Consider the following 15,216-nt stretch of genomic DNA (forward strand, 5'->3'; position numbering starts at 1 on the left):
TTATCTGTAGGCAGTCGAGCGATCGCGAGCGGAAACATTCTCCGTGGCCGCCAGGCTCGACGGGCGGTGTGCTAACCCCGCCTTATGAGCGGGATTAGGCCCCACCCCTACGCTAGACGCACCTCGTCCGGCATTCGGGTGCAGGATCACACGCCGCTTCTCCTCTTCCGTCGGCACATTGGTGACTTTTCGCGATAGCCAATCGCTATTGCTCAATGTACAAAGCGCATAGGCCTTCAATGGTAGTAATAGAAAGATATTGATCGGTGTGTGGAGCGAGAAGCCGATAAACCGCAAATCGCGAGCGCGAAGAGCTGCCACACTGCACCGGACCATAGTCATTGCAGTAATCGTCAATCCCGTCCACCAGGGTATAGAGCCACCGAACACGAGCTCTGCAACCGCAGCAAGTGTTGAAATCGCGAGGAGAAATGGGCCGAGATTTTGCCCGATAACATCTAGCGTCAAATAACCATCGAGCTCTGGGAGCAGGCGCAATGCAAGAAACGTATCTCGAAAGGTACTGCGCGCCCAACGAAGCTGCTGACGCAGATATGGCCCAAGACGGTGCGGGACGACTGTGGCTGCTATCGCGTCCGGGACGTATTCGGTTCGAAACCCCGCCTTGAGCATGAGTATCGTTAGATGGCGGTCCTCGCCGAAATCACTCGGTTTCCCACGGAAGAACTGCGCCTCGTATTGATCGAGAAGCAAGGTCAGTGCGGAACGCCGATACATGGCACAAGGGCCGCAACAACACATGACGGCACCGAAGCGCGCCTGAGCCGCGCGCTCCTCGTTGCACGCGAGCCAATATTCCATATCGATCAGCCTGGTCAACCAGGTCTGGTTACGATTACTTGCTATCAGTTGACCCATCGTCGCACCGACTTCCGGGTCATGCATCTTCAATACAAGCTTCGTGACGACGTCGGCAGCAAGTATCGTGTCGGAATCGACGTTGAGGACCAGATCACCGGATGAGCTGCGTATTGCAGCGATCTGCGCTTTGCGCTTTCCGACGTTGTTTGCCAGCAAGATGATACTGATTCTCGGATCGTTGTCATATATCTGGTGTACAGGCGCGACCACGTCGCGGTTTGCAGATCCGTCATCGACCACATAGACCTGTATCTTTCCGGCGTAGTCTTGACTGCAAATCGATTCCAGACAATCGGCGAGCGTGTTTGGATCCTCATTGAAGCACGGCACGATGACGTCCACACTGGGAAGGACCACCTCCGCTTTCTCCAGGCTGTCCTGTAATGATGAGTTGATCGCCGGCCGGGCATAAAGCGCTTGCACGCTCTTATAGATAGTCGAGAGTACCGCATAACTTGAAACAGCGGCAGCACTGGTTGTCGCGAGCAGGTCCATTGGGTGTCAGTTCTTGTTCAGTGAAGTTGAGGAAGTGGACGGATTGCAAAACCGCGCCGTTGTAGTGCCGGAATCAAATATGCGAGCGCCTTGGTGGTCTGATCACGCAGCGTTGCATCGGTGCACAGTCTCTCCTCATCGGGAGGATACCCGTCGTGCAGGAGCACAATTGCACCCGGGCGAACGTTCGCCAGCACCGAGTTCACAATTGTATCAACTCCAGGGCGGGACCAATCTCTCGGGTCGACCGACCAGTGCAGAGCCGTGAGACCGGCGCTCGCCGTCGTTGCGAGCACCTGTTGCGTCCATATGCCGTAAGGCGCTCGCATATGCCTGGGCGCGGCCTTCGGGCACGCCAGACGGATCGCCTCGCTCGCGGTCAGAACTTCAGCCTGTAGCTCCGCAGGTCCGCATCTGGATAGATCAGGATGGGTCATCGTATGGTTCGCAACCTCATGACCTTCCGCAATCACTCGTCGGATGAGGTCCGGATGCTCGATCGCGTACGCGCCGATGACGAAGAATGTCGCGGGAACTCGATGTTGCGCCAGCACATCGAGCACCTCTGGCGTACAAAATGGGTTTGGCCCATCATCAAAGGTCAAATAGACAGCTCCACCTCCGCTCACGTCGGCGTAGTCGCAGCGGACAGTGGATGGCGTGGAGCGCTCTGTCACAACTCAGGCCCGTTCCGATCGATGACAGTCCCGGCCGGCCATTCGCTTATCGAGCGTCCCAGCGGAAACACCACCACTATCGCGTCCTCGAGGCGGGTCGGCGATAAATTGGGATAGACATCCGGCTGCGTGGAGCGGACGCGAATGCCATGCATCAGGCTGGCGAGTCCCTGCCTTTCGACCAGTCGCTTCATATGTTTCTGAAGCGCCGGCCGAACCGTGCCAAAGCCGAATGGAACACCAAGCTCCTGCAGTACGGGATACATCACGCGCATTGCGTGGCTTATTCCGAGTCCTTCGAGATCCGGGCGCACCGCATACAACCCCAGTTCCGCCACAAGGAGATCGACTTCACTGACTTTGATGAAGCGACGTAGCAGCCCGATGTGAGCCGCGACCCCGCGCGCGTCGGAACCAATTGCACGAAGCTCCGGTCTTGCGCCGGCCCAGCTTCGGCTCCCCTCAAAAGGCTGCGCATTGAACGCACCCGTGGGCCCATAACTCTTGCGGAAGAACTCCGCGAGCTCGGCATGATCGGCGAGCCGCAGCTCGCTCTCCCAACGAAGGCTCCACTGCACTTGAGCGCGCGCAGAAGCACGTTCCGCAGTCGGGGATACGGCAATGTTCATGGCGAGCGTCCTTGCGCCTGTTGAATTGAACGGGAGGTGGTCACGTGATCTCTACCTGCAGGGCTGCCGATCAATACTGAAATGCGCCGCTGTGCGCTTTGTCGGAGCTCCGCACCGCTGGCCTGCATCCGCGCCCCTCGCCTGTGCTCGCGCTATCGCTTGGTTTGCGCTCGTCATCCTGCTGATGTGCCATGCCCATGCGGAAGACCCCGGTGAGGCAATTGGATTAGCCAGAACCGGTCTGCACCAGGTAGCGCGTGCGCCCTCCGTTGCATCGTCGTCGGGAGAGTTGACGGCTGCGGGCACGCCACCGACACGCGATTCGTCGTCGATGACGCATCTGAGCGGCATCAGATCACACTGGCTCCTATACATCTTCAACAGACCCCAAATACGCTGGACAGGCGAGCCGTCTGGAATGGCGCCTGAAATGTTTGGCATCCGCAATCCGCGCCTGCCGCTATTCCCTGACACTAGATTGATGCTGAAATCGCTCTCAAGTGTACGCGGGTAAACCTCGAATATGGAAACGGATGACAGCCCCATACGAAGGTTTATCGGGCCCCGCTCGGCGCTCAAACGAGCGCACATCGCACGAAGACGCAACACGGCTCGCACGCTGCGCCTGTCGACGCCCATGACACGGACGCGGCGGTGCGCTCGTACGTCCAGGAGCTTTTCTTTGAGCTCACCTGAACGATCATAAACCATTGCGGTGTGCCTGGTTCGCTTTTTCAAACTTCAGTTTGCTATCCAACATCCCGCAATTTGGTAAAATCGATTGTTTCGATAGAACACATCCACACGATGGATAGCCTCACAACATGCGGTTCAAGGGACTTGATCTAAATCTTCTCGTTGCGCTCGATGCCGTGATGACGGAGCGCAACCTCACAGCGGCGGCTCGCAAACTTAACTTGAGCCAGCCCGCTATGAGCGCCGCGGTCGCACGGCTGCGCGCCTATTTTCGCGATGAACTATTTACTATGAGAGGTCGCGAGCTCGTCCCGACACCTGGCGCGGAGGCGCTTTCAGGTCCAGTTCGCGAGGCCCTGCTGCACATCCAACTCTCAATCATATCGCGCGACGCGTTCGACCCGACTCAGTCGAGTCGACGCTTCAGGGTCATTCTTTCAGATTTCATGACGATCGTTTACTTCCGCAGAATTGTGGACCGGATGGCACAAGAAGCTCCCGCCGTGCGGTTCGAATTGCTGCCATTTTCCGATGAACCCGATGAGCTGCTTCGTCGGGGCGAGGTCGACTTTCTCATTCTGCCGGAACTGTTCATGTCGAGTGCGCACCCTAAAGCGACGCTGTTCGACGAGACCCTCGTGTGCGTGGGATGCCGCACGAACAAGCAGCTATCCCGACCGCTTACGTTCGAGAAATACATCTCGATGGGGCACGTTACTGCCAAGTTCGGACGGGCACTGAGACCGAACCTCGAAGAATGGTTTTTGCTTGAGCACGGTCTGCGGAGACGAATTGAGGTCGTCGTGCAGGGCTTTAGTCTGATTCCGCCCATATTGTTAGACACGAGCCGTATCGGCACGATGCCCTTACGGCTGGCCAGACACTTCGAAAAGCGGATGCCACTGCGGATCATCGAACCGCCTCTCCCCCTACCCATATTCACAGAGGCCGTGCAGTGGCCCTCGTTTCACAATACCGACCCCGCGAGCATCTGGATGCGGAGGATATTGCTTGAGGAGGCATCCAACATGGCATCTGGTGAGCAAAAGCCTCCAACTCGCAGGCGCTGTTAGGCTCACCGCAAGCTGCCGCTCCGAATATCCCAAGCACGCTACAGGCCCTTAGACGTGCTCGGTCCCCTTCCTCGCTTCCGCGTCTCCTGGGGAGGCACTGCCACGACCTCACAATGCAGCGATCCGTTGCGAAGACTTTTCCTGTTGTAAGCGAGGTGACTTCCCAGGTGTGGTTTGATGGGCTTGCGCTGCATTCAGGGCTACCCTGGCACTATCGCGGATAAAACACGCCTCCATTACAAATGTTTAGCTTGGCGGATAAAATCGCTTGAATCGCACATTGCGTCAGGTTGTAGGTTGACCCTCGCGACTAGCGCTGCACGACGCAGCCGTCGAGGGGGCGCTCTGGTGTGCTCAGGGCGCTCACGGACGCTGGGGTGATCTGCGATCGGCGAGCTGAACGGACCAGCTACGTGGTCGGCCGAAACCGGCGAGACGAATCAGCTTGGAGGGTCCTGACGCTTTCCCGCCGCCGCCGATCGGCTTACCGCTTGCTGTCCATTCTTGTTGTCGTTTCGCTAGCTTCTTGTCTTGATGGCAGGGTTGAGCCGATGTCCATTCGGGCGAGCCAGGACGATTGCTCCAGACGCAGCCGCCACCGCACCCTTTTTCGCAGCAAGGACGTTTGCGCCGGATAAGAAGAGATGCGTTTCAAAGGTCTGGATCTAAATCTTCTCGTCGCGCTGGATGCTCTGATAACTGAGCGCAATCTCACCTCAGCGGCACGCAGGATCAATCTCAGTCAGCCGGCCATGAGCGCAGCCGTTGCCCGGTTGCGCTCATATTTTGGCGATGAACTGTTTGGGATGAGGGGGCGCGAACTTGTCTTGACCTCGCGCGCGGAAGCGCTCGCAGCTCCGGTACGCCAGGCTCTGGTGCACATTGAACTCTCAATTATGGCGCGTGACGTGTTCGATCCAGCTCGATCGAGCCGGCGATTCAGGATCGCCCTTTCTGATTTCATAACAGTTGTATTCTTAAGAAATGTCGTGGAGCGCGTCACGCGAGAAGCCCCCACCGTCAGCTTCGAACTGGCGGCGCCGACCGTTGAGCACGACGAGCTCCTCCGCCGCGGCGAAGTCGATTTTGTTATCCTGCCAGATTCTCTCCTGTCCAGCGCGCACCCCAGGGCGGCCCTATTCGAGGAGAGACTCGTCTGCGTAGGTTGCTGCACGAACAGGGAATTACAACGCGGGCTTACATTCGATCGATATATGTCGATGGGTCACGTTGCAGTTAAGCACGGAGGTGCGCCCCACACGCCAATTGAGCAATCATTCTTAATCGATCTCGGTCCTACTCGGCGCATCGACATTCTCGTGCAGAGCTTCAGCATGGTCCCGCCCCTCCTTGTTGGGACGAACCGCATAGGCACGATGCCATTAGGGCTGGTGAGGCATTTCCAGAAGACCATGCCTCTTCAGATTGTCGAGCTTCCGGATCCATTCCCCGTCTTCACCGAAGCGGTCCAATGGCCCGCAATTCACAACAATGACCCGGAAAGCCTGTGGATGCGGGAAATATTGTTCGAGGAGGCCACGCGCATGGCAACTGCATAAGAGCACCCCGTAACCAGCACTCCGGAAGGAACGGGCAGTGCCGGAAACTTCGCACCCGTCTCGCCGTTGCCGTAACGACGTTCGTGAAGTCTACGAACTTCACATTCCAACACTTGTCTCAACACACACAATTCCACCTGCCTGGCTTGCTCTCCTTGTCGCGGGATAAAGACCCTCCGGGCGCGCGGTTCGTGAGACGTTCTTGATTTCTTTCGCGCGTTGGCGTTAGGCGCGATATCACAACCGCAGTGTGTCTGGCTTTAGAGACGGGGACGGAGCAGCACGTTCGCGCTTAGGCCAGGCGTTTACGTTGCCACCGCGGCCGCCAAGCGCGTCTTTGGTGAAGGCCGGCACGGGGCTCCTGTCGTCAACTCTCCGAGTTAGTAGTTGCTCCCCATGAATGGAGGCGATCGGCCTTTTTGGAGCCGCAACAAAATGCATCGTGAGCATAGAGGGCGTCGATCATACATATCGCCCGGTTCTGCCGCGCTGTCGAAGCAAGCATCCGCGCTCGCGTGTGGCCCTATGGCATCACTCTACAGTACACCGCATCTCCGTCGCTCTGCGCCGCAGGTATGACTTCTTTTGGCCCTACCGCAGCCAAACGTCTTGACGACGTGCGCTGCCCTGGACGCAATTCAAACAAGGAGCTGAAGGTTGAAGCTATGCAGCAGCGTGTTCGATCCAGAAGAGCTTTCTGCCCTCGGACGACTTTATGACAGCGCCGTCGACGCGCTACCCCCATCGATGCGGAGTCCAGAAAATCGCACGGCAATCGCCAAGCTCATCCTGGAGCGTACAGCGGCTGGCGAGGCTCAACTGGCATGCCTGGCGAAGTTGTTGATCACCCTTTCCCCTCAGGGTTGATCCGCCGCCATTCTAAGGATAGTCACCACTCTCGCGCTGGAGAATGGAAGACGATTCAGGCTGACGCTTAGAAAGCAGCTTGAATCATACGTGACGTCAGGTTGTAGGCTTCAAAATTGAACAACATGAACAAACCTACACCAAGAAGGCGTCGATGGCGCATTGGCGAACTTGCAGAGGCGACCGGAGTAACGGTGCGCACGCTGCACCATTATGAGCACACAGGACTCCTAGCAGCCACAGAGCGTACTGACGGCGGCCACCGGATGTATGACCGCGAAAGCCTGCAGCGGGTTCAGCAGATTCGCGCGCTGCGTGAGCTTGGCTTCTCACTTGTCGAGATCCGTAAAGCCATGGAGGGCACGACTTCGCTCACGGACCTGCTGCACAAACATTTAGAGCGCATAGAACTTCAAGTCGCTCGAGCAACTCTGTTGCGCGACCGTTTGCGCAACATGACAATCGACGGCGAGGCGCAAGTAAGTGTGGATGAGCTGCCTGCCACTCTGAATGCCATGTCGCGAGTCGAGACGCGTAGTCAAACGACCCCATGCATCTGCAATTCAGCTTCAGAGCGCGAGGACCGGTGGCGGCGAATCCGTGACGACCTTCGCGATTGCATGGATCGGAGCGAGCCCCCTTGCGGTGAGCGCGCAAAGGCTGTCGCAGTTGCAGCACGCTTGCTGATCAGCGAAATCGCCGGCGCCGATTCACGCGCTTCGATGATCCTGAAGGTACTTGCACGCCTGAGCGCCCCCCGCGCTCTGGCTGGTTGGGATCCCTGCCTGATGCAATATCTCGATCTCGCCCTTGGCGGGTTGGAGGATTAGCCGTACTGACCCGTTCATGGCCCTTTCCACACGTCGGTTGAAGGCACCTGACAATGCTAGGTTGATCGGCCGCGCTCTGATGCGGGCTGAAAGCTTTATGAGCTCAAGCGGACAGACGGTCATAGCCCGCCGATGCGCGCCCCTGACGCACCCACGCCCCTCAAAAGCGCTTGATCCGAACGTAACGTTAAATTGTAGACTCTACGGAAATTGGAAGCTGGTCGAGCCAACGCACGTTTGGCTTGGAGCAGCCTTGACCTGCAGGGGTGTCTGATCACAACCACTTGGGATCACTTCAGTGAGCATTGAAGGCTATACAATAGCAAATACGCAGCGCGCTTCTGTTGCAAGTGCGGCGATTCTCTTCTGCGCTCTCGCCGCCCCGCTTGCGCGCGGTTCTGAAGTAAAGATCGCCGTGGCTGGCCCAATGACTGGAAGCAGCGCCGCGTTCGGCGCGCAAATGCGCGATGGTGCAGCTGCGGCGGTTGAGGAATTGAACGCTTCGGGCCTACTTCCGGATAATGCCAAAGTCATATTGAGGGTCGCTGACGACGCCTGCGACCCAAGGCAAGCTGTCGCAGTTGCGAATAAGCTCGCGACAGAGCGCGTCCTGTTGGTAGTTGGCCATTTTTGTTCCTCTTCGTCGATCCCGGCCTCCGACATCTACGCTGAAGCAGGCATCGTTCAGGTGTCACCAGGCTCGTCAACTCCTCAGCTAACAGAGCGCGGCCTTAAGACTGTCTTTCGGATCTGCGGCCGCGACGACCAACAGGGAACCGTTGCCGCCGAGTACATTCACGTGAACCATCCCAACGAGAACATCGCGGTGATCGACGACAAGAGCACTGCTGGAAAGGGCATTGCCGACGTGGTCGAAGCCCAGCTTCATGGATTCGGACGACAAGTCAGTCGGCAAAGCTATGTTGCAGGTGAACGGGACTTCAGAGCGCTGGTCTCAAGAATGAAAAAGGATCAAGTGCGCGTCGCCTATATCGGCGGCTATCATACCGAAATCGGATTGTTTGTTCGCCAGGCATCAGATGCAAAAGCAGACTTCATAGTCATGGCAAACGATCCGCTGATGACCTCTGAATTCTGGGCGATTACCGGCAGCGCTGGGAATGGCACATTGTTTACCTTCATGCCCAATCCCGCCGGGAGTGCCAAGGCGGCCGGCGTGGTCGCCGGACTCAAAGCTTCCGGCCTGTCCGGTGAAGGCTACACGCTATACGCCTATGCAGCTGTGCAAGCCTGGGCAGAGGCGGTGAACCGGAGCGGCTCGTTCCATGCTACGCGGGTCGCCAGCGCACTTCGTTCACGGCCGGTCGACACCGTGATTGGCCCGGTCCGGTTCGACAAAAAGGGAGACAACTCGGCTTCTGGATTTTTGGTTTACCGCTGGCGCGACGGCCGTGTTGAACGTGTCAAGAAGTACTGATTGGCACGCACCGCCGGCTCCAAACGCAATGTATCACGAATGACGAGACGCCCTCAGAACGTTATCGCAGCGATACTCGCTAGCTCTTTTATACTTGCTGCTTTCGGAACGTTTTTCGCGCTCGCTGCGGCGCTCGCAGAGCTAGCTAGGGTCGAGCTGACAGAGGTGCTACGTCCGATGATAGACAAATAGCAGCCCCGTTGTCCCGATCCGTCCGGCAGCACAGGACCGCTGAGCGGTCGACTACAGTTCTGGCGGGTCTGAAGGCATGACCTTTCTGCCGCCAAGTGATTGAAGGTTCTGGAGGGAGGAACGAGAAGCTAACGAGTTTATAGTCACGCTATGGCTCAGATGGGGGCGCGTTCGCTACTTCGATCAAACTGACAGCCGGATCGCCATTGACGCATTCGCCTGTACCTATCATATCGCGCAAGCTCGGATCCACGCAGGGAGAGAGCGGGACGGCATGAAGCAATCAGGACCCACCACATAGGCTATAGTCGGGTACTGTGGGTAACCACAGCTGGTGGATCGCAGGCGCCGACGTTGCATGTCTGTCTCTTCGGCTTGGGACTACCCCAGAGCTTCTTGGGGTCCACTTCAAACTATTCGCAAACGTGCAGCCCTGCGGCTTTTTCTTTGTCAATCATGATCGGTGATCAACGGATCAGCAGCCCTGCCCGACATCCCTTAGACGTGGCTCTGAGCCCAGACCGCGGGAAGCACCAATTAGCCGGCTCCGATGAAGGCGGTGAGACTGCTCGCGGGCACTATCAACGAACTGGATGCATCCCATCAACACTTTCGATTTTACTAATTCAAGCCAAACACCGCATAAGTCGACGCCGGATTACGGAAAGAACAGTCCACGAATGTCTCGTGACAACGATTCCTTGCAGGTTGGTCGTAGCCCAATTCGTGTCTGTCGTGGCTGCATCACGCAATGTTTGACAACGAAACACGCGGGGCACCAATGCAGTGCGATGAGCAACCGCAGGCGGGCGCGCAGCCTATCACGTTGTCGTCTCTCGCCTCTGCGATGATACTTGGCGGCTCCAAGAAGACAGCTTTCACGCGCACTGTTCGGCGAAGGTAAATGCGTCCGCAGCATAGAACTCGGGCAGGTGAACTGTCCTTTGCACCGGTGCGGGCCGGACTTTTCGCTCTGACCAGAGCCGATAACATCAACAATCCAGCCGTGTCGCCGCGGCTCCAAGCAAGGCAGTACAACCACCCGTGTGCTCCCGACTGGAGGCACTGCAGTTATCCGACCCGCGGGACGGCTCGATCACGGTCCAATAGACTTGCGGGCCATCTACAACGCTTGTCGGCTTTTCCATATGCGCTCACTTCCCCTTTGCGATCCTGTCGCGGGACATGTGTGCCGCCCTGTTTGGGGATCGTGCGCACCTCCTGTGCAACAGCGATTCGTCCGCCGACGCATCCGGCGTCTGGCGAACGGGAAACGACTAGGCTTATTCCGCCTGTCTTGCATTTCACCACTTTGGAGAAATACCGTGAAACTTGACCCTTCCAATTCACGCATACAGGATCTCGAGGATCGCATCGACCTGCAACTCGACATCGTGGCCGCGCTCATGCGCGAAGAAGGCAACGAGCTCGAGGCGATCCGACTGCTCAATGCACTCATAGGCCAAATGATTACGGCGGAGTTGGAGCTCGGCCAGCGTGGTGATACGAGCACCGGTGACGGACGAATGCGACTGTTGCGAGACCGTGGCGTTTACCAGCCCGAGGACCTTCAGTTTTTGGGACGCCTCTTCGATCAGACTGTGGCGGCATTACCGGCAGCGCTACGAACTTCCGTCAATCGAATGACGATCGCCAAGCTGATTTTTTCACGTGCGGCGGCGGACTGAACTTTCATTTTGCTTTTTTCTGGACGTCGACGGCGCCGACCGAACGTTTATCGCTGGACTGACACTCGTGCCAATGTCGTCCGCACCAGATCGAGGGTATGCGGCTTATGGGCGCCCCGTCCATAAGCGGGTCGCGTCCGCTGGCTTTCTGTATCGCAACTGCTCGCGATGACGTTCGAGAGCAGGCTCGCTTTATCTCGCGCCGCGGACAACACAGTTGCGTTCGGTCTGGCAAGACCTTGCTGTCCCTCGTCGCCTGTGGCCACCAAAGAGCTGATAGCGCGGAAGCGCAACCCCACACATACGTTCGAGACAACGGACGGCTATCGCCGCTTCCGACCGCTGCCTGCGCAGACCTTCGAACTCGCTACATGTATCAGATACGATTCCCAAGGCAGCTCTAGGGCATGTGGTGCTTCTTGCTTCGATCAAGATCTACCAAATAAGGCAGCTACGACATGTTGGATGTGTGGCACCCTTCAAAGCTAATGCTCGGAACAGGGCGATCAGCCACTCCGCACGTTAGCAATCTTTCCGCGGGGCACCCCGATATTGTCCGCCGCGCACTGGTGGCGCTGAGACGCGGCGCGCACCACCTGTCCGTATCAGAGAACCTCACATAGCTTTCCGAGATCCCAATGTTGCGGTTGGGCCGCTCACGTCCGGTTAGTCGTGACTGGCCTGGCGCGGATCTTCCGATCGCAGGAAGAACATCCACAATTTATTGTCGATGCCAATCAACTGCCCACTACGGTAAAGAAGAGGGCTAGAATCCCTGCTCGTTTCACTGCTTTCAGAATTATCGACTGCGCCTGGCAATACGACATTCGGTCATCCGACTTTCAACAACGATCTGTAAACTTCCCTAAAGCACCGAGAGCAGCTCGATCGGGGGGCTGCACGCTGATGTCTTGCTTGCTACACGTCACGAAATCTCGGTTAGCTTTTGGGAGGGTACTCCCTTGTGTCAGGATGTCGAGGAGTGTTCTAGATGGATCAGTTTTCTTCTGACCAAGTGCAGGTGCCAGATGCTGTCGTGAGCGTCGCATTTGACAAGGCTTGGGGCTTCGTCGAGAAGGATCCCTTGCTGGCACATAATCTCAAAGCCGTCCTTCATAGACGATTGCGCACTTACCTTGAGTGTTCGATAAGAAAAGGCGAACGGAATACTCTGAATCTGGCAAACGAGGCGATACGCAACTTGCGTGCTGAACTCGCGCCGTCGACCGAGCAATGAGCGCTTGCAGCCGTACCGCTGGGAGCGTCCGGCTTGGTAAACGCATCTAACGGGTCTATGCGATAGACAAATCGGGTCAGAGCGTGGTCGAGCAGACTTTCCTCTACTCATGCTCTGCCCGGCGCGCCCGTAATCAAGGCCTTCATTACCGATCTGTCCGATCCGTCAGCATGCACGAAGTGTGTAAGCGCGGCCTCGTCTTGCCGTTTGCAACAGAAGGAGCCAAGCACCTCCCGACTTTGCAGTCGCATCGCACGCGATCATGAACGGCGCGCGTCCAAAGAGGGCCCCGCGAGGCGCCACTGCCGGGCCGCAGCGTCTCGATGGCTGTGGAGCAGCGGCATTTTGCGCGCTCCGCAATCTGACGCTGCGTACGATTGGACACATTTCTTTCCAAGACATGTTGTGCGGCAGTTACAGCAATTCGCGTTCATATTGATAAACGCACGGCGCCGGGGGGCACCGAAAGGAAACGACACTCGAATGAAAAACATTCTAATTCTGACTGCAAGCATCGGCGCACTCGTTGCGGCCACTCCCTCCTTCGGCACGGACTTGGCCGGGCAGCCTGTCAAGGTCAAAGCGGCACCGCTGCCGGCCGCGGCCCCGATTACCGATTGGTCCGGCTACTATATCGGTGCAAATGGCGGCTGGGGAACGAGCCACAATTGCTGGGATTTCAATGGCGCCACTCCCGAGGGCTGCCACAATTCGACTGGCGGGACCATTGGCGGCCAGATTGGCTATCGTTGGCACATCTTCAACATGGTCTACGGCATCGAAGGTCAGGGCAACTGGGCCGACTTCAACGGCTCCAATATCAGCACCGCCTTTCCGGCAAACACCGTTGGCACCACAACAGATGCATTCGGTCTACTTACGGGCCATATCGGCTACGCGTTCAATGCCGTGCTACTGTACGGCAAGGGTGGTGCTGCGGTTACCAGCAACACCTATCAGGTCAACTCGGTGACCACTGGTACCGAGATCGGCAAAAGCAGTGATGTGCGTTGGGGTGGCGTGCTGGGCGCCGGTGCCGAAGTCAGCCTCACGCCGAACTGGTCAGCTGGCGTCGAGTATAACCACTTCTTCATGCAGCGCAGCAATATCAGCTTCCCAGGGGCTCTTGGTACGGATCGCGCCCACCAGGATGTCGATCTCATCACCGCGCGGCTCAATTACAAGTTTGGCTCGCCCTTTGCTAGATAGAGATCTCCACGCGGTTGCGTGAATCGGAACCCCGGCCCGCGGTCGGGGTTCTTTCGCGAGTTGATCCCACAAAAAAGGGCAATCATGACATTGGTAGGGAAGGCGACAGCACCATCTGCGAAGCCGGGGCACAGGGTGACTTACAGCAAGAAATGCAGCTTACCTCGGCGGTCCGGCCCTCTCAGGGCGAAAAGCGCAACCCTATCCCAGCCCAGTCAAGTACCAAGTTCGGCAGTTTATGGGACGGTATACACACGACACTCGCTAAGGACCTTAACCTGACTGCAGCTCCGGCCGCGCCATCCCCACTTAAGCGCCCTTGCGGAAAACAACTAGGCCGCACCTGATGCACAACTTATGAAGGGCTCGGTGGAAAACGGCGGAAGATCTTCGCCAAGATCGTTGACGCATGACTTCTCCGCTCTTCGCGATCATCTCGCTGCTCTACGCGTTGGCGAGGGGTACTGCATTTCCGTTGCTAATAACTTTCATTGGTATGCCACCGCACTGTACAACAGAGGTCGGGCGGGGCACCCACTTTCGCCTGATCAAGCGGTTGCGGCAATCTCCTCGACGCCTAGATAGGCTCAGCTCGCATTCGCGCAAGACCATCTGCAGGCTCGGTTGGTCTACCGAACCACAAACTTCCTCGATCCCTTGTGACCGGACTGGAATACCAGGATGGGAACGCATTCATGCAATGAAAACCCGCAGGATCTCCACCCCAAATCCTGCATAGCCGGCTCGAGCTCGCCGCATCGAGAACATAGTGACTGGATGGTCGACGCCTGACCAGGCGGCCTATGTGACACTGAGAGCTGCAGCAGCGATCGATAGCTGCAAAGGCTATGTTCTAAAGAAAACAACCCAGCTGGTCAGTCAGAATAGACCATCCAAATAGTGTTACGTCTGATGTATCTGGCCAGAATTTGCTTTGCTATCGGCAGAACGTCCACAACCGTTGTGAGTTGGTGAGCTGCATTAGACAGGAACGAGACGCCGCCGAACCAAGGCGCCCCGACGCACTCGGCCGGGGGGCTGAAAGTGCGCCGGGTTCGCCCCAACATCATCAGTACATCCGTGATGATGCTTGTGGCAATGAGACAAGCAGCGTGGCGGAATTGAGGCTCATGCATTTGATACTAGAGATCAAAGCGAGTTTTCGTCGGCTGCGCCGACGGACTTGAATCGCACGTCGCGTCACGTTGTACTATTGCGCTCCTCTCGCTCTCATCCAGCAAGCAACTTGTCCTCCGTGGCACGCCGGCCTTTGACGGGAGGCATCCGTTGAACCCTGTGAGCAACCAAATCGGCTTTTGCTTGGAAAAACCGGTTTGAAACTCTGCGGCAAGCTCAGCTGCTTCCGGTGAGACCTGCAATTCCTGTTTTCGTCGCAAAAATCACTGGCCCTCAGCGAATGCCGAAACGACGTGTGCTCGCATGAGCGATTGAACGTTGCGCGGGCTCGTCGGGCACGTCTAGTCGCTTCGACCGTGCTCTCATGAGAATTCATATCCTAAACGTTCAGCATAGCCGCCAACGAGCGACTCTCACTCCCTCGCCCTGTCCCTGAGTCGCGTTCGCAGTAACATCGAAAACGGGACCAGATCTCAGAAACCGCTACGCGGGTTTGATATATCGCAAAGACATTAGAGAGGGTATCCGTCAGCTTTATGCTGGCCTGAGCATTGGAAAGTTAGGACTTGCAGACCTCCCTTCTGAACAAGTATTGCGATGCTCGCCT

Annotated in this window: 10 protein-coding genes; 7 read left to right on the forward strand and 3 right to left on the reverse strand. The window is 57.2% G+C overall.

Annotation, left to right across the window (positions count from 1 at the left end):
* Genes nodC through XI05_RS11415 form a run of 3 tightly spaced genes read right to left on the reverse strand, consistent with a single transcriptional unit; the run spans position 1 to position 2,683 of the window.
* Entirely contained in the window at positions 1-1,377 is a 1,377-nt protein-coding gene (nodC, locus tag XI05_RS11405; protein ID WP_271501544.1) for a chitooligosaccharide synthase NodC, read from the reverse strand.
* Between the two features lie 17 nt (positions 1,378-1,394).
* Positions 1,395-2,054 carry a chitooligosaccharide deacetylase NodB gene (gene nodB, locus XI05_RS11410; RefSeq protein ID WP_442869259.1) on the reverse strand — a complete coding sequence of 220 codons (660 nt, stop codon included), beginning with the start codon at positions 2,052-2,054 and terminating at the stop codon, positions 1,395-1,397.
* On the reverse strand, positions 2,051-2,683 hold the full coding sequence (locus XI05_RS11415) for a NodA family N-acyltransferase (protein ID WP_271501547.1): 633 nt from the start codon (positions 2,681-2,683) through the stop codon (positions 2,051-2,053). The genes nodB and XI05_RS11415 overlap by 4 nt, the downstream gene beginning before the upstream one ends.
* An 824-nt stretch (positions 2,684-3,507) precedes the next feature.
* Between XI05_RS11415 and nodD1 the strand changes: the two genes are divergently transcribed.
* From nodD1 to XI05_RS11450, 7 genes are all read left to right on the forward strand, one after another.
* Entirely contained in the window at positions 3,508-4,452 is a 945-nt protein-coding gene (gene nodD1 / locus XI05_RS11420; protein ID WP_271501550.1) for a transcriptional regulator NodD1, read from the forward strand.
* 644 nt (positions 4,453-5,096) lie between these two features.
* Positions 5,097-6,011 (forward strand): transcriptional regulator NodD2, encoded by a 915-nt coding sequence (gene nodD2, locus XI05_RS11425; protein ID WP_271501553.1) that lies wholly within the window; start codon positions 5,097-5,099, stop codon positions 6,009-6,011.
* A 992-nt stretch (positions 6,012-7,003) separates the two neighbouring features.
* Positions 7,004-7,708, forward strand: a complete 705-nt coding sequence (locus XI05_RS11430) for a MerR family transcriptional regulator (RefSeq protein ID WP_271501567.1) — start codon at positions 7,004-7,006, stop codon at positions 7,706-7,708.
* 298 nt (positions 7,709-8,006) lie between these two features.
* Entirely contained in the window at positions 8,007-9,146 is a 1,140-nt protein-coding gene (locus XI05_RS11435) for a branched-chain amino acid ABC transporter substrate-binding protein (RefSeq protein ID WP_271501556.1), read from the forward strand.
* A 1,517-nt stretch (positions 9,147-10,663) separates the two neighbouring features.
* On the forward strand, positions 10,664-11,026 hold the full coding sequence (locus XI05_RS11440; RefSeq protein WP_271501558.1) for a NolY: 363 nt from the start codon (positions 10,664-10,666) through the stop codon (positions 11,024-11,026).
* A 991-nt stretch (positions 11,027-12,017) separates the two neighbouring features.
* Positions 12,018-12,263 carry a hypothetical protein gene (locus XI05_RS11445; RefSeq protein ID WP_036030671.1) on the forward strand — a complete coding sequence of 82 codons (246 nt, stop codon included), beginning with the start codon at positions 12,018-12,020 and terminating at the stop codon, positions 12,261-12,263.
* A gap of 483 nt (positions 12,264-12,746) precedes the next feature.
* Positions 12,747-13,472 carry an outer membrane protein gene (locus XI05_RS11450; protein WP_271501560.1) on the forward strand — a complete coding sequence of 242 codons (726 nt, stop codon included), beginning with the start codon at positions 12,747-12,749 and terminating at the stop codon, positions 13,470-13,472.
* The last annotated feature ends 1,744 nt before the right edge of the window (positions 13,473-15,216 follow it).

The sequence above is a fragment of the Bradyrhizobium sp. CCBAU 11357 genome (genome assembly GCF_028128865.1).
Classification (GTDB): domain Bacteria; phylum Pseudomonadota; class Alphaproteobacteria; order Rhizobiales; family Xanthobacteraceae; genus Bradyrhizobium.

What these genes read in the sequence shown, in the direction of transcription:
- nodC (WP_271501544.1), bottom strand. Translation starts at nt 1,377, where the DNA reads ATGGACCTGCTCGCGACAACCAGTGCTGCCGCTGTTTCAAGTTATGCG.
- XI05_RS11415 (WP_271501547.1), bottom strand. Translation starts at nt 2,683, where the DNA reads ATGAACATTGCCGTATCCCCGACTGCGGAACGTGCTTCTGCGCGCGCT.
- nodD1 (WP_271501550.1), top strand. Translation starts at nt 3,508, where the DNA reads ATGCGGTTCAAGGGACTTGATCTAAATCTTCTCGTTGCGCTCGATGCC.
- nodD2 (WP_271501553.1), top strand. Translation starts at nt 5,097, where the DNA reads ATGCGTTTCAAAGGTCTGGATCTAAATCTTCTCGTCGCGCTGGATGCT.
- XI05_RS11430 (WP_271501567.1), top strand. Translation starts at nt 7,004, where the DNA reads ATGAACAAACCTACACCAAGAAGGCGTCGATGGCGCATTGGCGAACTT.
- XI05_RS11445 (WP_036030671.1), top strand. Translation starts at nt 12,018, where the DNA reads ATGGATCAGTTTTCTTCTGACCAAGTGCAGGTGCCAGATGCTGTCGTG.
- XI05_RS11450 (WP_271501560.1), top strand. Translation starts at nt 12,747, where the DNA reads ATGAAAAACATTCTAATTCTGACTGCAAGCATCGGCGCACTCGTTGCG.